19 protein-coding genes, 1 tRNA gene and 1 pseudogene are annotated in these 19,444 nt (G+C 64.0%); 12 read left to right on the forward strand and 9 right to left on the reverse strand.

Features of this window, described 5'->3' with window-relative positions; translation table 11 throughout:
• Both mutY and mutM read right to left on the reverse strand, forming a co-directional pair.
• Positions 1 to 1,158: an A/G-specific adenine glycosylase gene (mutY, locus tag LJ656_RS05565; RefSeq protein WP_230508266.1), complete on the reverse strand. Its 1,158-nt coding sequence runs from the start codon at positions 1,156 to 1,158 to the stop codon at positions 1 to 3.
• A 10-nt stretch (positions 1,159 to 1,168) separates the two neighbouring features.
• Positions 1,169 to 1,999, reverse strand: coding sequence for a bifunctional DNA-formamidopyrimidine glycosylase/DNA-(apurinic or apyrimidinic site) lyase (mutM, locus tag LJ656_RS05570; protein WP_230508267.1), 831 nt, complete (start codon positions 1,997 to 1,999; stop codon positions 1,169 to 1,171).
• Positions 2,000 to 2,085: 86 nt separating this feature from the next.
• Between mutM and LJ656_RS05575 the strand changes: the two genes are divergently transcribed.
• The 8 genes from LJ656_RS05575 (at position 2,086) to hisC (ending at position 9,380) form a co-directional block, all read left to right on the forward strand.
• Positions 2,086 to 3,927, forward strand: a complete 1,842-nt coding sequence (locus tag LJ656_RS05575) for a tetratricopeptide repeat protein (RefSeq protein WP_230508268.1) — start codon at positions 2,086 to 2,088, stop codon at positions 3,925 to 3,927.
• A complete protein-coding gene (gene lolB / locus LJ656_RS05580; protein WP_230508269.1) occupies positions 3,927 to 4,559 on the forward strand; it encodes a lipoprotein insertase outer membrane protein LolB in 633 nt (210 codons plus the stop codon). The genes LJ656_RS05575 and lolB overlap by 1 nt, the downstream gene beginning before the upstream one ends.
• Positions 4,560 to 4,671: 112 nt before the next feature.
• A complete protein-coding gene (ispE, locus tag LJ656_RS05585) occupies positions 4,672 to 5,553 on the forward strand; it encodes a 4-(cytidine 5'-diphospho)-2-C-methyl-D-erythritol kinase (protein WP_230508270.1) in 882 nt (293 codons plus the stop codon).
• A gap of 52 nt (positions 5,554 to 5,605) precedes the next feature.
• Positions 5,606 to 5,682: transfer RNA gene (locus LJ656_RS05590), tRNA-Gln, on the forward strand.
• 64 nt (positions 5,683 to 5,746) lie between these two features.
• Positions 5,747 to 6,703: a ribose-phosphate pyrophosphokinase gene (locus LJ656_RS05595; protein WP_075295262.1), complete on the forward strand. Its 957-nt coding sequence runs from the start codon at positions 5,747 to 5,749 to the stop codon at positions 6,701 to 6,703.
• A gap of 164 nt (positions 6,704 to 6,867) precedes the next feature.
• Positions 6,868 to 7,482, forward strand: a complete 615-nt coding sequence (locus tag LJ656_RS05600; protein WP_230508271.1) for a 50S ribosomal protein L25/general stress protein Ctc — start codon at positions 6,868 to 6,870, stop codon at positions 7,480 to 7,482.
• A 149-nt stretch (positions 7,483 to 7,631) separates the two neighbouring features.
• Positions 7,632 to 8,237 (forward strand): aminoacyl-tRNA hydrolase, encoded by a 606-nt coding sequence (gene pth / locus LJ656_RS05605; protein ID WP_230508272.1) that lies wholly within the window; start codon positions 7,632 to 7,634, stop codon positions 8,235 to 8,237.
• Between the two features lie 63 nt (positions 8,238 to 8,300).
• On the forward strand, positions 8,301 to 9,380 hold the full coding sequence (gene hisC, locus LJ656_RS05610; RefSeq protein WP_230508273.1) for a histidinol-phosphate transaminase: 1,080 nt from the start codon (positions 8,301 to 8,303) through the stop codon (positions 9,378 to 9,380).
• A gap of 92 nt (positions 9,381 to 9,472) precedes the next feature.
• On the opposite strand, the gene LJ656_RS05615 is transcribed toward hisC, so the two are convergent.
• The 3 genes from LJ656_RS05615 to rsmD all read right to left on the reverse strand — a co-directional run bounded on the left by LJ656_RS05615 (position 9,473) and on the right by rsmD (position 11,036).
• A complete protein-coding gene (locus LJ656_RS05615) occupies positions 9,473 to 9,730 on the reverse strand; it encodes a YfhL family 4Fe-4S dicluster ferredoxin (RefSeq protein ID WP_230508274.1) in 258 nt (85 codons plus the stop codon).
• 69 nt (positions 9,731 to 9,799) lie between these two features.
• On the reverse strand, positions 9,800 to 10,309 hold the full coding sequence (coaD, locus tag LJ656_RS05620) for a pantetheine-phosphate adenylyltransferase (protein WP_230508275.1): 510 nt from the start codon (positions 10,307 to 10,309) through the stop codon (positions 9,800 to 9,802).
• Positions 10,310 to 10,421: 112 nt separating this feature from the next.
• Positions 10,422 to 11,036: a 16S rRNA (guanine(966)-N(2))-methyltransferase RsmD gene (gene rsmD / locus LJ656_RS05625; RefSeq protein ID WP_230508276.1), complete on the reverse strand. Its 615-nt coding sequence runs from the start codon at positions 11,034 to 11,036 to the stop codon at positions 10,422 to 10,424.
• A 240-nt stretch (positions 11,037 to 11,276) separates the two neighbouring features.
• Here rsmD and ftsY point away from each other — a divergent pair, with 240 nt between their 5' ends.
• Entirely contained in the window at positions 11,277 to 12,428 is a 1,152-nt protein-coding gene (gene ftsY / locus LJ656_RS05630; protein ID WP_230508277.1) for a signal recognition particle-docking protein FtsY, read from the forward strand.
• Positions 12,429 to 12,559: 131 nt separating this feature from the next.
• Here ftsY and maiA read toward each other — a convergent pair whose 3' ends face one another.
• Together maiA and LJ656_RS05640 are read right to left on the reverse strand one after the other, a co-directional pair.
• Positions 12,560 to 13,204, reverse strand: a complete 645-nt coding sequence (gene maiA / locus LJ656_RS05635; protein WP_230508278.1) for a maleylacetoacetate isomerase — start codon at positions 13,202 to 13,204, stop codon at positions 12,560 to 12,562.
• A 34-nt stretch (positions 13,205 to 13,238) separates the two neighbouring features.
• Complete coding sequence (locus tag LJ656_RS05640; RefSeq protein ID WP_230508279.1) at positions 13,239 to 13,937, reverse strand: fumarylacetoacetate hydrolase family protein; 699 nt, start codon at positions 13,935 to 13,937, stop codon at positions 13,239 to 13,241.
• Between the two features lie 209 nt (positions 13,938 to 14,146).
• Between LJ656_RS05640 and ybiB the strand changes: the two genes are divergently transcribed.
• Entirely contained in the window at positions 14,147 to 15,118 is a 972-nt protein-coding gene (gene ybiB, locus LJ656_RS05645) for a DNA-binding protein YbiB (RefSeq protein ID WP_230508280.1), read from the forward strand.
• 446 nt (positions 15,119 to 15,564) lie between these two features.
• A pseudogene (locus tag LJ656_RS05650) lies at positions 15,565 to 16,563 on the forward strand (2-isopropylmalate synthase); the annotation flags it as partial.
• Between the two features lie 350 nt (positions 16,564 to 16,913).
• Here the strand turns inward: LJ656_RS05650 and LJ656_RS05655 are convergent.
• Together LJ656_RS05655 and LJ656_RS05660 are read right to left on the reverse strand one after the other, a co-directional pair.
• Positions 16,914 to 17,297: a nuclear transport factor 2 family protein gene (locus LJ656_RS05655; protein WP_230508281.1), complete on the reverse strand. Its 384-nt coding sequence runs from the start codon at positions 17,295 to 17,297 to the stop codon at positions 16,914 to 16,916.
• 41 nt (positions 17,298 to 17,338) lie between these two features.
• Positions 17,339 to 17,902: an acyloxyacyl hydrolase gene (locus tag LJ656_RS05660; protein WP_230508282.1), complete on the reverse strand. Its 564-nt coding sequence runs from the start codon at positions 17,900 to 17,902 to the stop codon at positions 17,339 to 17,341.
• 316 nt (positions 17,903 to 18,218) lie between these two features.
• On the opposite strand from LJ656_RS05660, the gene rpoH reads away from it, so the two are divergent.
• On the forward strand, positions 18,219 to 19,154 hold the full coding sequence (rpoH, locus tag LJ656_RS05665) for an RNA polymerase sigma factor RpoH (protein ID WP_230508283.1): 936 nt from the start codon (positions 18,219 to 18,221) through the stop codon (positions 19,152 to 19,154).
• The last annotated feature ends 290 nt before the right edge of the window (positions 19,155 to 19,444 follow it).

The raw sequence follows: 19,444 nt of genomic DNA on the forward strand, positions 1-19,444 counted from the left end.
TCAGATCAACGAACCGTGCAGGCTGGCGAGCAGCTTGCGCACGGGCGCCGGCACGCCGAACGAATCGAGATCGTTGAGCGAGACCCACGCGGTATCGGCGTCGTTCAGCGCGGCCAATGCGCCGACGCCGCGATCCAGCTCGGCGAGCCGCGGTTCGATATCCAGCTTGAAATGCGTGAACACGTGCGCGAACGGTGCGAGCGGCGCCACCGTTCCGTCGCTGCCCAAAGCGCGCGCGCGTTCGGCGAGCGACGCCTCGTCGGCGGCTTCGGGCAGGCTCCACAGGCCGCCCCAGATACCCGTCGGCGGACGCTTTTCGAGCATCACCGCGTTACCGTCGCGTAGCACCAGCATCCACGTGCGGCGCGTCGGCACCGCCTTCTTCGGCCGCGCGGTCGGCAGTTCGCGCTGACGGCCGGTGACGTTGGCGACGCAATCGGGCGCGAAAGGGCAGCGCAGACAATCGGGCTTGCCGCGCACGCACAGCGTCGCGCCGAGATCCATCAACCCTTGCGTATAAGAGCTGACCTGCTCGTTCGATGCATTCGACGGCAGCAGCGATTCCGCCAGCGTCCACATCGCATTCTCGACTTTCTTCTCGCCCGGAAAACCTTCGACCCCGAACACGCGCGCGAGCACCCGCTTCACGTTGCCGTCGAGAATCGTCGCGCGCGCGCCGAACGCGAACGACGCGATCGCCGCAGCCGTCGAGCGACCGATGCCCGGCAGCTCCGCGAGCTCCTCGACCGAGGCAGGAAATGCACCGCCATGCTGCTCGACCACGACCTGCGCGCAACGATGCAGATTGCGTGCACGCGTGTAGTAGCCGAGGCCGGCCCACAGCGCCATCACGTCGTCGGACGGCGCGGCCGCGAGCGCGGCGACGTCCGGAAAACGCGCGAGAAACTTCGCGTAGTACGGAATCACGGTCGACACCTGGGTCTGCTGCAGCATGATCTCCGACAGCCAGATGCGGTACGGGTCGCGGGTGTTCTGCCACGGCAGATCATGGCGGCCATGCTGACGCTGCCATGCGATCAGGCGCGCGGAGAAATCGGGTAGCGCGGGAAATGCGGGCGTACCTGCGGGCGTAGTGGCGGGCGTCGCCGGGCGCGATCCGGCGCGGGCGTCGGTAGTTGGAGTCAGACGAGAAGGCATCGAAGAAAATCTAGCGCTGGCAGGTAGGACAGAAGTACGTGGAGCGCTGCCCCTGCACGATCTGTTTGATTGGCGTTCCACACACGCGGCATGGCAGACCCGCGCGATCATAGACGAAGTAGTCGAGCTGGAAATAACCGCTTTCGCCATCGCTGCCGACGAAATCGCGCAGCGTGCTGCCGCCCTTCTCGATCGCGGCGGCAAGCGTGACCCGCACCGCGTCGGCGAGCAGGTCATAGCGCACCAGCGATACGCGGCCCGCGGCGGTGGTCGGCCGGATGCCCGCGCGAAACAGGCTTTCCGACGCATAAATATTGCCTACTCCGACGACGATGTCGCCGGCCAGCAAAGCCTGTTTCACCGCCACCTTGCGCCCGCGCGTCAGCCGGTGCATCAGCGCGCCGGAAAACGCCGGCGAAAAAGGCTCGACGCCGAGGCTCGCGAGCAGCGGATGCTCGAGAATGTCGCCGGCCTCGCGCGGATGCCACAGCACCGCGCCGAAGCGGCGCGGGTCGCGGTAGCGCAGGATGAAGTCGTCGAAGACCCAGTCGACGTGATCGTGCTTCGCCGCGGCCGGCGGATGCGGCACATGCCGCAGCACCCGCAGCGTGCCGGTCATACCGAGGTGCACGATGAACCAGCCCGCGTCGATCTCGAACAGCAGATACTTGCCGCGCCGCTCGACCTTACGCACCACGTGACCTCGCAAGGTTTTCGCAAGTTCGGCCGGAATCGGCCAGCGCAACGCCCCGGTACGCACGTCGACGCGCTCAACCTTGCGGCCGGACACATACGGTTCGATCCCGCGTCGGGTAACCTCGACTTCTGGCAACTCTGGCATGTCTATTGGTCTGCTACTTGCGTCAGTGGTGGTGCGCGTATTGTAGCGAGCGCGTTACAATCGACTGAAACATTGACTGGATTTCCATGAACGTGTCCTTCGTGAAGCTGCTCTCAAAGCGCCGCGCGCGCGTGTCCAACGTGCCGCTCGCGGTGTCCGCCCGGCGCATGCTCGGCGCAGCCGCGCTGGCGGTCTGGGCGCTGGCCGCAGGGTCCGCGTATGCGCAGGATCCGTCACCGGACTCGGACGACACGTCGGTGACGATACCGGACGCACTGGGTCCGTCGACGCCGGAAGAAGAGAAGTCGCTGCCGGGCGTGCCGCTGTCGAGCCAGATCGTGTTCCAGGTGCTCGCCGCCGAAATCGCGTTGCAACGCAATCAGCCGGCACCCGCCTATCAAACCTACCTCGCACTCACTCGCGACACCCACGATCCGCGCATGGCGCAACGCGCCACGGAAATCGCGCTGGCCGCGCAAAGCCCGTCGGATGCGCTGACGGCCGCGCAATTGTGGCAACAGTACGCGCCCAATTCGGAACGCGCCGCGCAAATCGATGCGTCGCTGCTGGTGCTGTCGGGCAAGCCCGACGACGCGGCCCCGATCCTGTCGCGCGAACTCGCGAAGGTGCCCACCGAAAATCGCGGCAGCGCGATCCTCGCGCTGCAACTGTTGCTGTCGCGCGGGCCGAACCGCGTCGGCGGCCTGCACGTGTTGCAGGATTTGCTGAAGAACGACCTGAACCGGCCGGAAGCGCAACTGGCGCTGGCGCGCCAGCAATTGCTGGCCGACGACGCGCCGGGCGCGCGCAAGTCGCTCGAACAGGCGCTGACGCTCAAGCCCGACTATCTGCCGGCCGCGCTGATGCTGTCGCAGATGGGCCCGGAAGAGCGCAAGGAAGGCATCGCGTCGCTCGAAAAGTACGTGCAGCAGAATCCGAAATCGCACGACGCGCGGCTCGCGCTCGCGCAGATGTATCTGGCGAGCGACCGCCTCGACGACGCGCAGAAGCAGTTCGAGCTCATGCGCAAAGCGAATCCGAACGACCTGACGCCGTTGATGGCGCTCGCGCTGATCAAGATCCAGCAGAAGAATTTCGCCGACGCGCAGGGCTATCTGACGCAGTACGCGCAGCAGGCTGAAAAAACACCGGGCGCGGACCCGGGTCAGGCGTATATCTATCTCGCGCAGTTGTCGCTCGAACAGAAGAACGAAGCGGCCGCGAGCGACTGGTTGAACAAAATCGCGCCGACCAGCCAGCAATACCTGGCCGCGCAGATCACCCGCGCGCAACTGCTCGCGAAGCAGGGCAAGACCGACGACGCGCGCAAGCTGCTCGCCGATCTGCCCGCTTCCGATCCGCGCGACATGGCGCTGATCGCCCGCACCGACGCGGCCATCCTGTTCGACGCGAAGCGCTATCAGGAAGCCGAACAGCAGTTGCAGCAAGCGACCGCCCGCTTCCCGGACGACCCGGATCTGACCTACGACTACGCGATGGTCGCCGAAAAAACCGGCCATTACGACGTGATGGAAGCGCAGTTGCGCAAGCTGATCCAGACTCAACCGGACAATCCACAGGCATATAACGCACTCGGCTATTCGCTCGCCGATCGCAACCAGCGCCTTCCGGAAGCGGACAAGCTGGTCGAGAAAGCGTCGGCGCTGGCGCCGAACGACGCGTTCATCATGGACAGCGTCGGCTGGGTCAAATACCGGATGGGCGACAAGACCGAAGCAATCAAGCTGCTGCGCAAGGCGTACAGCATCCAGCCGAACGCCGAAATCGGCGCGCACCTCGGCGAAGTGCTGTGGAAGGCCGGCGAGCAGGAGCAGGCACGCGCAGCGTTCCGCGAGGCCCGCAAGCTCGAACCGGACAACGAAACCCTCGTCAAAACGTTGCAACGTCTTCAGGTAAACGATCTTTGATGCGTCTTTCCCGTTTGATCTCCTTTCCCCGGGCGCCGCGCGGTATGGCGCTCGGTTTCGCGGCGGCAGCGGTTGTCGCGCTGGCCGGTTGTGCATCGGTGAAACCGCAGGGGCCGTCCACGTCGAACGCCGCGACCGAAGTCACCGCGCAGACGAGCCGCTCGTACCAGGGCCGCTTCGCGGTCCAGTACAGCGACCAGTACGGCCACCAGCAAAACGCTTACGGCAATTTCTCGTGGCAGGAGACCGGCAATACCGTCACCCTGCAGTTGCGCAATCCGCTCGGTCAGACGCTCGCGATCGTCACGTCGTCGCCCGCTTCGGCCACGCTCGAATTGCCGAACCGCGAGCCGCTCACCGCGGATAACGTATCGACCTTGATGCAGAACGCGCTCGGCTTCACGCTGCCGGTCGAAGGACTGCGGTACTGGCTGCAGCCGTCGCCTGCCCCGACCTCGCGCGCGCAAACCGAGAAGGACCCCGAACAACCGTCGCGCCTGAAGCAGATCACCCAGGACGGCTGGACCATCGACTATCTCGCGTACGCCGATGCGCCCGCCACCGGCGTGAAGCGCGTCAATCTGAGCCGCGCGGACCCGCCGCTCGACATCAAGCTGGTGCTGGATCGGTGAGACGTTGTAGCCACGGCCAACGCTGTGGCCACAACGCCTCGACCGACCTCTCGCTCTTCAATTGTTTTCGCTTCAGCGCCGTCCATGGCGCATGTCGTTTTAGTTTTCACTCATGATCGAAACAGCCGATTCGCTGCGCGACTGCCTCGCACCAGCGAAACTGAATCTCTTCCTGCATATCACCGGCCGCCGGCCGGATGGTTATCACACGCTGCAAACGGTATTCCAGCTGCTCGACTGGGGCGACACGCTGCACTTCACGCGGCGTAACGACGGCCTCATCACGCGCCGCACTGAAATCGCCGGCGTGCCGGCCGAGCAGGACCTCATCGTGCGCGCAGCAGTGTTGCTGAAAGCGCATACGGGCTCGAACGAAGGCGTTGAGATCGAAATCGAGAAGCGCCTGCCGATGGGCGCGGGCCTCGGCGGCGGCAGTTCAGACGCGGCGACCGTATTGCTCGCGCTCAATCGACTCTGGAAGCTCAATCTGCCGCGCCAGGAATTGCAGGATCTCGCGCTGAAGCTCGGCGCGGACGTACCTTTTTTCGTGTTCGGAAAAAATGCGTTTGCAGAGGGTGTCGGTGAAGCGTTGGACGTTGTACAATTGCCGCCGCGTCACTTTCTGGTAGTGACGCCGAGAGTGCAGGTTCCAACGGCAGCGATTTTTTCAGAAAAAACGTTGACAAGAGATTCGAAGCCTCTCATAATTACGGACTTTCCTGCAGGGCTTAGCTGCAACACTGAATGGCCAGAAAGTTTTGGCCGGAATGACATGCAGCAGGTTGTCGCAGAAAAGTACGCGGAAGTAGCGCAAGTGTTGCGATGGTTTGAAAACATCGCGCCGGCGCGGATGTCCGGATCAGGTGCAAGCGTTTTTGCAGCGTTCCGCAGTAAAGCTGAAGCAGAAGCGGCGCAAGCCAAACTGCCCGGCGAATGGAACAGCGCAGTAGCCGCCGGCCTGGATCAACATCCACTCTTTGCTTTCGCGTCATAAGTTTTGCATCGTCGAACGAAACTCCACGTTCGGCGGAGCTCAAAGTTAGTGTAGGGGAGTCGCCAAGCTGGTTAAGGCACCGGATTTTGATTCCGGCATGCAAAGGTTCGAATCCTTTCTCCCCTGCCAAATACTCTCGTAGTTCGCTGTAGTTCAATTTCTCTCCCCGCCCCCAGCCTGAAGTAGGTGCACGATGAGCAGCCATGACGGCCTGATGGTTTTTACTGGCAACGCAAATCCCGCGCTTGCACAGGAAGTCGTCAAAAACCTCGGTATTCCCCTCGGCAAAGCAATGGTCAGCCGTTTCTCGGACGGTGAAATTCAGGTCGAGATTCAGGAAAACGTGCGTGGCAAGGATGTCTTCGTCCTGCAATCCACGTGCGCGCCGGCAAACGACAATCTGATGGAACTGATGATCATGGTCGATGCGCTCAAACGCGCATCCGCTGGCCGGATCACCGCAGCCATCCCCTACTTCGGTTATGCCCGTCAGGATCGTCGCCCGCGTTCGGCGCGCGTCGCCATCTCGGCGAAGGTCGTGGCGAACATGCTGGAAATCGCCGGCGTCGAGCGGATCATCACGATGGATCTGCACGCCGACCAGATTCAGGGCTTCTTCGACATCCCGGTCGACAACATCTACGCAACGCCCGTGTTGCTCGGCGATCTGCGCAAGCAGAATCACGAGAACCTGCTGGTCGTTTCGCCGGACGTCGGCGGCGTGGTGCGTGCCCGGGCGCTGGCGAAGCAGCTCAATTGCGATCTCGCGATCATCGACAAGCGTCGTCCGAAGGCGAACGTCGCCGAAGTGATGAACATCATCGGTGAAGTCGACGGCCGCACCTGCGTGATCATGGACGACATGGTCGACACCGCCGGCACGCTGTGCAAGGCTGCGCAGGTTCTGAAGGAACGCGGTGCGAAGCAGGTGTTCGCCTACGCTACGCACCCGGTTCTGTCGGGCGGCGCGGGCGAGCGAATCGCTGCTTCGGCACTCGACGAACTGGTAGTCACGGACACGATCCCGCTCGGCGAAGAAGCCCGTTCGTGCGCAAAGATCCGTTCGCTGACGAGCGCGGGCCTGCTCGCCGAAACGTTCTCGCGGATCCGCCGCGGCGATTCGGTGATGTCGCTGTTCGCCGAAAGCTAAGCATTTGCGAAGACGCCGCGTATCGCTTCATGCGAAACGCGGCGTTTTTGCACAATCGGCATGAACGAACGAAGGTTCGTGCCGCTATCCCGGGCCTCAGCCGTTATGGCTTCGAGGCCCTGCTTTTTACTGCCTGGTCGCGGGCAGTGCATTGGAGATTCAACATGAAAGTAGTCGCTTTCGAGCGTTCCCTGCAAGGTACGGGTGCGAGCCGCCGCCTGCGTAACTCGGGCAAGACCCCGGGTATCGTTTATGGCGCCGGTGCTGACACGCAACTGATCGAACTCGATCACAACGCCCTGTGGCACGCGCTGAAGAAAGAAGTTTTCCATTCGTCGATCCTCGACCTGGAAGTGGCAGGCAAGTCGCAACAGGTTCTGCTGCGCGACGTGCAATACCACCCGTTCCGTCAGCTCGTGCTGCACGTGGACTTCCAGCGCGTCGACGCGTCGAAGAAGCTGCACACCAAGGTGCCGCTGCACTTCATGAACCAGGAAACCAACCCGGCAGTCAAGCTGTCGAGCGCGGTGATCTCGCACGTCATCAACGAAATCGAAATCGAGTGCCTGCCGTCGGCACTGCCGGAATTCATCGAAGTCGACCTCGCGAAGATCGAAGCTGGTCAATCGGTTCACGCCAAGGACATCCCGCTGCCGGCAGGTGTTGCGCTGGTCGCTCACGTCGACGCGGAAAACCCGGTCGTTGCTTCCGCAACGATCCCGGCTGGTGCGATCGCTGAAGACGCAGCTGCTGCCGAAGGCGAAACGCCGGCTGCCTAAGAACCCACGGGTTCGAAGCAAGCAATCCTCTCGATCCGTTTCGTATGAGACGGTCGATGTGACCCGCCGAGGTTCGCCCTGGCGGGTTTTTTTTCGGCTTAATTTACCCGGCCGCGCTGCACCGCCGGGCCAGTTGGATCCACTCAATCATGATCAAGCTGATCGTCGGGCTCGGCAATCCGGGCGCCGAATACACCGCGACGCGCCACAATGCTGGTTTCTGGCTGGTCGATCAACTCGCCCGCGAAGCCGGCACGACGCTGCGCGACGAGCGGCGCTTTCACGGCTTTTACGCGAAGGCGCGGCTGCACGGCGAAGAAGTGCATCTGCTGGAGCCGCAAACGTATATGAACCGCTCCGGGCAATCGGTGGTCGCGCTCGCGCAGTTCTTCAAGATTCTTCCCGATGAGATCCTCGTCGCGCACGACGAGCTCGACATGCCGCCCGGCAGCGTCAAGCTCAAGCTCGGCGGCGGCAGCGGCGGCCATAATGGGCTTAAGGACATCAGCGCGCATCTGTCGTCGCAACAATACTGGCGGCTGCGCATCGGCATCGGCCATCCGCGCGACCTGATTCCGGAAAGCGCGCGCGCCGCTGCGAAGCCGGACGTCGCGAACTACGTGCTGAAGCCCCCGCGGCGCGAAGAGCAGGACGTGATCGACGCGTCGATCGAACGCGCGCTCGCGGTGATGCCACACGTGATCAAGGGCGAGCTCGAGCGCGCAATGATGCAACTGCATCGCAACAACAGCTAGCCGAGCGCGCTGAAAAACGCGCCAGCTGCATCGATACTGCAACCGCCCCTCGAGGAGAATCGCTTGAGCCGCTACTGGAGTGACATCGTTCACCGTCTGACGCCGTATGTGCCGGGCGAACAGCCCGCGCTCGCGCATCCGGTGAAGCTGAACACCAACGAAAATCCGTACCCGCCGTCGCCGCGCGTGCTCGACGCGATCCGCGGCGAGCTCGGCGACACCGCCGACGCGCTGCGCCGCTATCCGGACCCAACCGCGCGCAAGCTGCGCGAAACGGTGGCGGCGTATCACGGCATCCGCGCCGACCAGGTGTTCGCGGGCAATGGCTCCGACGAAGTGCTAGCGCTGACGTTCCAGGCTTTGCTCAAGCACGACAAGCCGCTGCTGTTCCCGGACATCACGTACAGCTTCTACCCCACCTACGCGAAGCTGTTCGAGGTCGACTACCGGACCATCCCGCTCGACGAAAACTTCGCGATCAGGATCGACGACTACGCGGCGCCGAACGGCGGCATCCTGTTCCCGAACCCGAACGCGCCGACCGGCAGGCCGCTTCCGCTTGCGGACATCGAGCGGCTGGTCGCGAGTCAGCCGGAATCGGTGGTGGTCGTCGATGAAGCCTATGTCGATTTCGGCGCGCAGTCGGCGATCGCGCTGATCGATCGCTATCCGAATCTGCTGGTCGTGCAAACCGTGTCGAAGTCGCGTTCGCTGGCAGGCATGCGGGTCGGCTTTGCGTTCGGCGACCCGGCGTTGATCGACGCGCTCAATCGCGTGAAGGACAGCTTCAACTCCTATCCGCTCGACCGTCTCGCGCAAGTCGCGGCGACCGCCGCGTACGAAGACGACGCATGGTTCCGCGACTGCCGCGCGAAGGTCATCGCGAGCCGCGAGCGACTCGCGGCGCAGTTGACGTCGCTTGGCTTCGAAGTCGTGCCGTCGGCCGCGAATCTGCTGTTCGCGCGCCATCCCGGCTACGACGCGGCGATGCTGGTGGCGCGACTGCGGGAGAAGGAAATTTTCGTGCGCCACTTCAACGCGCCGCGCATCGACCAGCATCTGCGGATCTCGGTCGGCACCGACGCCGAATGCGACATCCTGCTCGACGCGCTGCGCGGGATTTTCAGCGCGTACGTCGGCTAAGCGGCCAGGCAGACACACCCAGGCGCCGCGGCAAAAGAAAAACGGCGAAGGCCTTCCAGCCTTCGCCGTTTTTTACATCCGACTCGCGAAACTCAAGCGCCCTTGGCCGCCTGCAGCGCGTGATACTTCGCCATCAGACCTTCCGCCGTTTCCAGATGGTCCGGATCGCGCGGAATGCACTCCACCGGGCACACCTGAATGCACTGCGGCTCGTCGAAATGCCCGACGCACTCGGTGCACTTCTTCGGGTCGATCACATAGATTTCCGGGCCCATCGAAATCGCGTCGTTCGGGCACTCGGGCTCGCAGACGTCGCAATTGATGCACTCGTCGGTAATCATCAGGGCCATGCTCTTCTCACTTCATGCCGGCGCGGCCGGCTTTGATCCGTCAAAACCGACAGTTTACGCCGGTTCGGCCTACGTCGCCTGAGCGCCGCTTTGCGGCCCTATCGATGCGACCTTCTCCTTCAGCCATTTTTCGACCGACGGGAACACGAACTTGCTGACGTCGCCGCCGAGCTGCGCGATCTCGCGCACGATCGTGCCCGAGATGAACTGGTACTGGTCGGACGGCGTCATGAACATCGTCTCGACGTCGGGCAGCAGGTAGCGGTTCATCCCCGCCATCTGGAACTCGTATTCGAAATCCGACACCGCACGCAGGCCGCGCACGATGACCCGCGCGTTATTGGTCCGCACGAAATCCTTGAGTAGCCCCGAGAAGCTCATCACCTGGACATTCGGATAATGTCCGAGCACCTCATGCGCGATCGCGAGACGCTCGTGCAGCGTGAAAAACGGCTTTTTGTTGCGGCTGTCGGCCACGCCCACCACCAGCGTGTCGAAAATGCTCGACGCGCGCCGAACGAGGTCTTCGTGACCGCGCGTCAGCGGGTCAAACGTGCCCGGGTACACGGCGACTACCATGAGACTTCTCCTCTTCTCTCAGACAAAAGCACACTTCTGCGCATCCACGCGACGCTTCCTGCTCGATACCGCGGGTGACGATAAACCGCCCGGCCCCTTTTTGGAACGCGCATTATTCCTTATTTTCGCGCTGCAGCAAATGAAAGTGGACAGCGCCTGCCTTGCCCTGCCGCACGAGCTCCCAGCCCGCCAGCGGCGCGTGATTGGCCGGCTCGAGCGCATCGCCCGACTCCACGTACAGGAAACCGTCCGCGCGCACCAGCGGCGCGCTGAGTTCGAGCGCCTTGCCGAGCAGGTCGGCGTCGAACGGCGGATCGAGGAACACGACGTCGAACGACGCGGGCGCGAGACTCGCAGCAAGCCGCAAGCCGTCCGCTTCGGCGATTTCGATCATGCGCGCGTCCAGCCGTTGCTGGTTCGCGCGCAACTGACCGGCGGCGCGCCCGTTGCGCTCCACCATCAGCACGCGCGCCGCGCCGCGCGACGCGGCCTCGAAGCCGAGCGCGCCGCTGCCGGCAAACAGATCCAGGCAGTGCTGGCCGTCCAGACGCTGGCCGAGCCAGTTGAACAGCGTCTCTCGGACGCGGTCGGGGGTCGGGCGCAGGCCGTCCAGATCGAGCACGGGCAGCGGCGTGCGTTTCCAGTCGCCGCCGATGATGCGAATGGCATGGGGCTTACCGCTTTTGGACGAAGCGCCGGCGGCGCGTGAGGGTGCAGAACGAGGCATGCAGTTTCGATTACGTGATGAAAACGCCCGCCGCGCCGTTGCGCGGGGTTCGGAGCGCCCACGTTACCACAGGGGTGGCGCGCGTCCAGCCTGGCCGATCAGCCGATACGACGCGCCGCGGCACGCCTGATAAAATGTGCGGCTGCCAGCGCCCTGCGATCCGCAGCGCGGCGCTGCCCTCCGCTTCGCCGGTCCCGTGCCGGCTGCGCGCCACCGGCGCGTTCTCCCATACGCCAGATCATGTTCAGCTTTTTCAAACGATTCAAGGGTTCGAAAGAGTCCGATACCGCGGCAGACGAATCGCAGGCGGCGCCAGAAGACGCGACGCTCGAAGCCGCGCCTGTCGAGCCGGATGCGCCAATCGAGGCCTTCGAGTTCCCCGAGTCCGCCGCGCCGGCGGTCACGACCATCATCGAGCCGCAGCCCGAGCCGGAAGATGCCGTCTCCGGCGCGGTCGAAGTCGTCCCTCCGCCGATGCTGGATGCGAGCGCGAAGCGTTCGTGGCTCACCCGCCTGAAAAGCGGGCTGTCGAAAACGAGTTCGAGCCTGACCGGCATCTTCGTCGGCACGAAGATCGACGAGGACCTGTACGAAGAGCTCGAAACCGCACTGCTGATGTCGGACGCCGGCGTCGAGGCGACCGAGTTCCTGCTCGAATCGCTGCGCGAAAAGGTTCGCAACGAGCGGCTGACCGACCCGCAACAGGTCAAGACGGCGCTGCGTTCGCTGCTCATCGAGCTGCTCAAGCCGCTCGAGAAGTCGCTGATGCTCGGCCGCGCGAAGCCGCTGGTAATGATGATCGCAGGCGTCAACGGCGCGGGCAAAACCACCAGCATCGGCAAACTCGCCAAGCATCTGCAAAGCTTCGATCAATCGGTGCTGCTGGCCGCCGGCGACACGTTCCGCGCAGCCGCGCGCGAACAGTTGGCGGTCTGGGGCCAGCGCAACAACGTGACCGTGGTCGCGCAGGAAAGCGGCGACCCGGCCGCGGTGATCTTCGACGCGGTCGGCGCCGCGCGTGCGCGCAAGATCGACGTGATGATGGCCGACACGGCCGGCCGTCTGCCGACCCAGCTGCATCTGATGGAAGAGCTGCGCAAGGTCAAACGGGTGATCGGCAAGGCACAGGACGGCGCGCCGCACGAGGTGCTGCTGGTGATCGACGCGAACACCGGCCAGAACGCGCTCACCCAGGTCAAGGCGTTCGACGACGCGCTCGGCCTCACCGGCCTGATCGTCACCAAGCTCGACGGCACCGCGAAGGGCGGGATTCTGGCGGCGATCGCGCGGCAGCGGCCGATTCCGGTGTATTTCATCGGCGTCGGCGAAAAGGTCGAGGATTTGCAGCCGTTCAGCGCCGAAGAGTTTTCGGACGCGCTGCTGGGCGGCTGAGCGCGCGCGAGCGGCAAGCACGCGGCGAGCGCAAGCAGGCTCATCCCCGCGCCAGACAGCAAAAAGGGCACTCCTCGGAGTGCCCTTTTTTCGTTTCTACCTCTCAATGAACAGCGGGAGGCGAGCCCCCATCACTCCGCATCCGGCTGCACGCCCGGCGCCGCGCGCGCGAACGCATCGAGCTGCATCGCGTGATCGTAGATGCGCTGGATGGTTGAATACTTCGTCGTATCGATGTTAAAGCGCTGCGCGTTGAACACCTGCGGGATCAGGCACGCGTCCGCGAGGGTCGGCGTGTCACCGAAACACAGTTTGCCGGTTCGCGCGTCGCCGGCCAGATGCGCGTCCAGCGTCGAGAAGCCCGCATCGATCCAGTGTCGGTACCACGCATCTTTCGCGTCGTTATCCACGCACAGCGTGTGCTTCAGGTACTTCAGCACGCGCAGATTGTTCAGCGGATGAATCTCGCACGCGACCTGCAACGCCACCGAGCGCACATACGCGCGATCGAGCGGCGCCTTCGGCAGCAACGGCGGCTCCGGATGCGTCTCCTCCAGATACTCGATGATCGCGAGCGACTGCGGCAACGCGTCGTGGCCGTCGACCAGCGTCGGCACGATGCCGTCCCGATTGACCTTGCGATAGTCGGGTTTCAACTGCTCGCCGCCGTCGCGCACGAGGTGCACGGGCACGTAGTCGTACGGCAGGTTCTTCACGTTCAGCGCGATGCGTACGCGGTACGACGCGGAGCTACGGAAATAGCTGTAAAGCTTCATGATGACTACCTCCTCCACCTGCCCGCGAGCCGCTTCAGACGACCCGCACGCTGAATTCGCCAAGTCCGTCGACCCCGCCCTTCATCAGATCCCCTTGCACGACCGCGCCGACACCTTCCGGCGTGCCGGTGAAAATCAGGTCGCCCGGCTGCAGCTCGAACAACGTCGACAGATAGGCAACGGTCTCGGCCACCGACCAGATCAGTTGCGACACGTCCGCGCGCTGCTTGTCCTCGCCGTTCACCGACAGCCAGATCGCGCCCTTGACGATATGGCCGACCGTCGCCGCCGGATGGATCGGACCGAGCGGCGCCGAGTGATCGAAGCCCTTGGCGGTGTCCCACGGCCGGCCCAATTTCTTCGCCTCGCCCTGCAGATCGCGGCGCGTCATGTCGAGGCCGAGCGCGTAGCCGTACACGTGTTTGAGCGCGCTGTCGGCGGGGATGTTCTTGCCGCCCTTGCCGATCGCCGCGACCATTTCCATTTCGAAATGGACGTTCTCCGTTTGCGACGGATACGGGAATTCGCCGGTCGCGCCAGGTGCAACGTAGACGATCGCATCGGCCGGTTTTGTGAAGAAGAACGGCGGCTCGCGATCCGGATCGTGGCCCATCTCGCGCGCGTGCGCCTCGTAGTTGCGCCCCACGCAGTAGATGCGCCGTACCGCGAACTGTTCGTCCGACCCAACGACCGGCACCGCGACCTGCGGTGCGGGTGCAAATACGTAACCCATTGCGTTCTCCGTGTTCCGTTTTCGAGTGACGCCGCCGCGGCGGCGAGAAAGCATCGAGTGTAACGCGCGGCAGTGGTGCGGTGCGCGCCGGTGGCCGGCGCCTCCTCTCTCGCGCGGCCGTCATAGATGCGATACTCACACCCACCAGCATTTGTTAAATGACGTCGCCCCGCCCGCGCGGCGCGCGACGCCCCGCCCCCTTGCGCCCGATGACCGACTCCACCGACACCGCCTCCCCCTTCCCCTGCGCCCGTTTCATCAAGGAAATCGGCCGCGGGCCGAACGGCGCCCGTGCACTGACCGCCGACGATACCCGCGCGCTCTACACCGCGATGCTGGACGGTCGCGTCGACGACCTCGAACTCGGCGCGGTGCTGCTCGCATATCGAGTGAAAGGCGAGACCGCCGACGAACTTGCCGCGATGCTGGCCGCCGCGCACTCGTCGTTCGAGCCGGTGCGGCTGCCGCATGGCGCGTACCGGCCGGTGTCGATTCCGTCGTACAACGGCGCGCGCAAACAGCCGAACCTCGTGCCGCTGCTGGCGCTGCTGCTCGCGCGCGAAGGCGTGCCGGTGCTGGTGCACGGCGTCACCGAAGATCCGGGCCGGGTGACCAGCGCGGAAATCTTCGCGCAGCTGCGGATCGCGCACGCGCAGTCGCATGCGCAGATCGAAGACGGCCTCGCCGAGCGGCGCGTCGCGTTCACGTCGATCGACGTGCTCGCGCCGAAACTCGCGCGCCTGCTCGGGCTGCGCCGGCGCATGGGCGTGCGCAATTCGACGCACACGCTGGTTAAGCTGCTGCAGCCGTTCGCGCCCGCCGGACTGCGGCTCGTGAACTATACGCATCCGCCGTATCGCGACAGCCTCACGAAATTGTTCAATTCGCACCCGGACGCTGCGGTCGGCGGCGCGCTGCTCGCGCGCGGCACCGAGGGCGAAGCGGTCGCCGACACGCGGCGCCAGGTGCAAGTGGACTGGCTGCATGACGGCGTGTGCGAAACGCGCTTGCCGCACGAGCGTTCGTCGGCCGATGCGCCCGAAGTCGAGTTGCCCGAAGCGCGCGATGCGGCCACCACCGCCGCGTGGATCGACGCGGTGCTGCGCGGCGAAGCGCCGGTGCCGAGCGCGATCGAGCGGCAGGTCGAACTGATCGCCGACGTCGCGAAAACGGCGGGCTGACATGGTCCGGACGAGGCGGCTCGCGTCTAGCGGCGCTCCCTCGGTCCAGGCGTCCCAGTTCACGCTAACGCGCCGCGCGCAGCCACCGCGGGTTGACAGCCCGCCGCCCGCCGTCATACATTGGCGCCCATGCGTTCCATTCCGAACACCCTCCGAATTACCTTCGGCCGACTAGCTCGGCCCCTATCGCTACGTCTGGCGTAAGTCACGCGTAGCGCCGCATGCCGGCAGCTCCAGTTGCCAGCGGCGGTCCTCCCGGCAGTTCCCGCAGCTCGTTTCACCCCCAATCGTAGTTCTTCACAACCCGTCGTCGTTTGCATTCGTCCGTTTACCGCGCGGACGAAGCGAGAGGACTCAGTGCACGCTCCGGCGTGCATCCGGGCAGTCGGCTAACCGCTCGACGCCCCACCCTCCCGCCGGCGACACCACGAATGAGGCATCTCATCATGTTGCGCAATCCCGCTGACAAATACCGTCCGTTTCCCACCGTCCGCCTGACCGGCCGCAAATGGCCGAGCCGCACGCTCGACGCCGCCCCGGTCTGGATGAGCACCGACCTGCGCGACGGCAATCAGGCGCTGATCGAACCGATGAACGCCGCGCAGAAGCTCGAATACTTCGAAATGCTGGTCGCGATCGGTTTCAAGGAAATCGAGGTCGGCTTCCCGTCGGCGTCGCAAACGGATTTCGATTTCGTGCGAAGGCTGATCGTCGAGCGACGCATTCCCGACGACGTCACGATCGAGGTGTTCGTGCCGTCGCGAGCGGAACTGATCGAGCGCACGTTCGCTGCACTCGACGGCGCGCCGCGCGCGATCGTCCATCTGTACAACGCGATCTGCCCGTCGTTCCGGCGCATCGTGTTCAGGCAGTCGAAGGACGAGATCAAGGCGCTGGCCGTCGAAGGCACGCGGCTGATCAAGGCGCAGGCGGCGGCGCGGCCCGGCACGCACTGGACCTTCCAGTACTCGCCGGAGACCTTCAACACGACCGAGTTGCCGTTCGCGCGCGAGGTCTGCGACGCGGTCGCGCAGACGTGGCGGCCGACCCGGGATCACAAGATGATCGTCAATCTGCCCGCGAGCGTCGAAGCGGCCACGCCCAATGTGTTCGCCGACCAGATCGAATGGATGCACCGCAATCTCGGCTATCGCGACAGCATCGTGCTGTCGGTGCATCCGCACAACGATCGCGGCACCGCGGTGGCCGCCACCGAACTCGCGCTGCTGGCGGGCGCGGATCGCGTCGAAGGTTGCCTGTTCGGCAATGGCGAGCGCACCGGCAACGTCGATCTCGTGACGCTCGCGATGAATCTCGACGCGATGGGGATCGACAGCGGTTTGGACTTTTCGGCGCTCGCCGCGATTCGGCAGATCGCGGAGCGCTGCACGCGGCTTCCGGTGGCCGCGGGGCATCCGTACGCGGGCGACGTTGCGCTGCGCGCGGCGCAGGTGGAACGCGGCGAGGATTCCGCCACCGCAGGGAGTCGCGAGATCGAACCTGCTCGGGAAAACGATGCTCAGGCGCACGAGCGCGAGGCCGCCTGCATCTGAACCAGGTTGGAAAACATCAGTTGATTGCAGCGGCATGCGTACCCGCATTGCCCGCTGCTGCCGCCGCCGCGCTCACGAAGCGCGACCGGCGAGCGGTCACCGCTTCGATCCGAAGCCGACGGGAATCGCACCGGGAATTCAGCGCTGGCTCGCACGATCTGCGAGCCAGCCGACCCCGTCTACCATCCATCTCCCGCCGTCGCGACGCGCACCGCGCAGTGCATGCTCACATCACGCGTGACCTACTCCAGCGCGCACCGTGTCGCCTGCCACGCGATCAGCCGCCATTGGCCATCTTCGTGCGTATGAATCGCGGTATAGGCAATCGGAAACAGCAAGGCGCCGTTGTTCGCTTCCATCTCGATCAGCGCGCGCCCGGTGACGATGTAGGTCTCGCGGCCCGCCGGCAGCACCTCCTGCGACTGCACCTCGATCTGCCGGTAACGCCGGCGCCCGGCCGTGATTCCGTCGATGAACTGCCGCTTCGTCTCGCGCTTGCCGTTCGTATGAACGTAGCTCACGTTGTCCGCGAGCAGCGTATCGAGCGACTGGCCGTCGCCGTCGACCATCGCGCGAAAACGCTCCCGTTCGAGTCCGCGAATCGCTTCGATCATCTTTGCCGCCATTGCAGAGCCCCTCGCACGCCGTGGGCCGCAGGCGGTCACGGTCAGAAGTTATATTGCAAATATAGCTGGCTGAAATTTATACCAGGATTGGGCTCTTTGATACCGCCATTGGAGACATGCTGAAAGCGGTAGCCGGCGACGTACTGCTGATGCCCGCCGAATTGCAGGCCGACGCCCGCCATATCGGCAAACTGGAACGCGGTGCTGAGCGTGAAGTCGGACGAGATGCGCGGGCTCGTCAACAGCCGCACGCCGGCGCCAACCTCGACGAACGGCCGCACGAGGCCCGACGATTTGATGAAGCGAATCACCGGCGTTACGCCGACTTCGCCGATGTCGCCATGCACATTGCCTTCATTGGTGTGCCACCACGCGACGTGCGCTTCGCCGAGCAGCGTGAAGTGCCAGTCACCGATCTGCCACCATGTCAGATTCGGGTCCCACACGGCAGCCAGATCGAGTTTCTTGACGTGGTGGTCGCCCACGCCGCCCGCGACCTGAATACCGAACTGATCCGCCGACGCCGTGCCCGCTCCGCCGAGCAACAGCGCTGGGAGCAGACTTTTTAGAGTCAGCCCACGCAACACAGCATTTTGGCTTTTCATCTGGCACCCGTATTCACTACGTCTTCAGCAATACGTCGATGCAAAAAATTTTAAATGAAAACTTAATATGGATGACCGTGAAAACAATGCGATAAGTAAGATAGGAAACTGTTCAACCGGTAATTTCTACGATGTCGGCAGGCCGAACAAATAGCGAGTATCATGGCTATCAGAAATGAAATTTCAATAGGTTGCCGGGAACTTGGATGCCCCTACCGCCTCTAAGTATTAGCACTCGTTAGATCTGAGTGCTAACATCCATCGCTGGAGTCGTTTACTGAGTACGCTATTGTCTGATTCCAAAGGAGTTTCACACGTGAGCCATGCAATGACCCTCCCGAGTACTTTGAGCCCGTCGTCGGCTAAGGCCGCTCCGGCAGGTGCACTGGCGCTCTCGCATTCCTCGCTGCTGCCCGGCCAGTTGGGCAACATCGACGCCTATATCCAGGCGGTCAACCGGATCCCGATGCTGACGCCGGCGGAAGAACGCCAGTTCGCCACGGAATTTCGCGAGCATGACAATCTGGAAGGCGCACGCCGTCTTGTGTTGTCGCACCTGCGCCTCGTGGTGTCGATCGCGCGTAACTACCTCGGTTACGGGTTGCCGCATGCCGACCTGATCCAGGAAGGCAACATCGGCCTGATGAAGGCCGTCAAGCGCTTCGACCCGGAGCAGAACGTGCGGCTGGTGTCGTACGCGATGCACTGGATCAAGGCCGAGATCCACGAATACATTCTGCGCAACTGGCGGATGGTGAAGGTCGCCACCACCAAGGCCCAGCGCAAGCTGTTCTTCAACCTGCGCAGCCACAAGCAGGGCCTGGGCGCGTTCACGCCGGACGAGATCGACGGTCTCGCGAAGGAACTGAACGTGAAGCGCGAAGAGGTCTCGGAGATGGAAACGCGGCTGTCGGGCGGCGACATCGCGCTCGAAGGTCAGGTCGAGGACGGCGAAGAGTCTTACGCGCCGATCGCCTATCTGGCCGACTCGCATAGCGAGCCGACCGCGGTGCTGGCTTCGCGTCAGCGCGACCGACTGCAAAGCGACGGCATCGCCAGCGCGCTCAATGCGCTCGATCCGCGTAGCCGCCGCATCATCGAGGCGCGCTGGCTGGCGGTCGAAGACGACGGTTCGGGCGGCTCGACGCTGCACGAGCTGGCCGACGAGTTCGGTGTGTCGGCTGAGCGTATCCGCCAGATCGAAGCAAGCGCAATGAAGAAGATGCGCGGCGCGTTGGCCGAGTATGCCTGACGTATCGAGGTCGTCCACGCCGGGCCGCAGCGCCGTCGCGTGACATTCCGTAACACTCGCCGAGCCGCAGGCAACGCGACACTGGTCGACTGAAGCGCGCGGTCCGCGCGCACAGTGCCCGCAAGCCCCTCCCTCGCAAGACGGTGGGGCTTTTTTCATCCCCCAAAACTACGCGTTCGCGTGAGTCCCTTCGCTCGCTACGAATTCGCGCAATGTTCACCTTTCTTGACGTAGCTCAATCAACATAGCAATACTGCCTAAACGCGGCGATTTTCGCGACTCGATGCCGC

The organism is Paraburkholderia sejongensis (genome assembly GCF_020880815.1).
GTDB classification, from domain to species: domain Bacteria; phylum Pseudomonadota; class Gammaproteobacteria; order Burkholderiales; family Burkholderiaceae; genus Paraburkholderia; species Paraburkholderia sejongensis.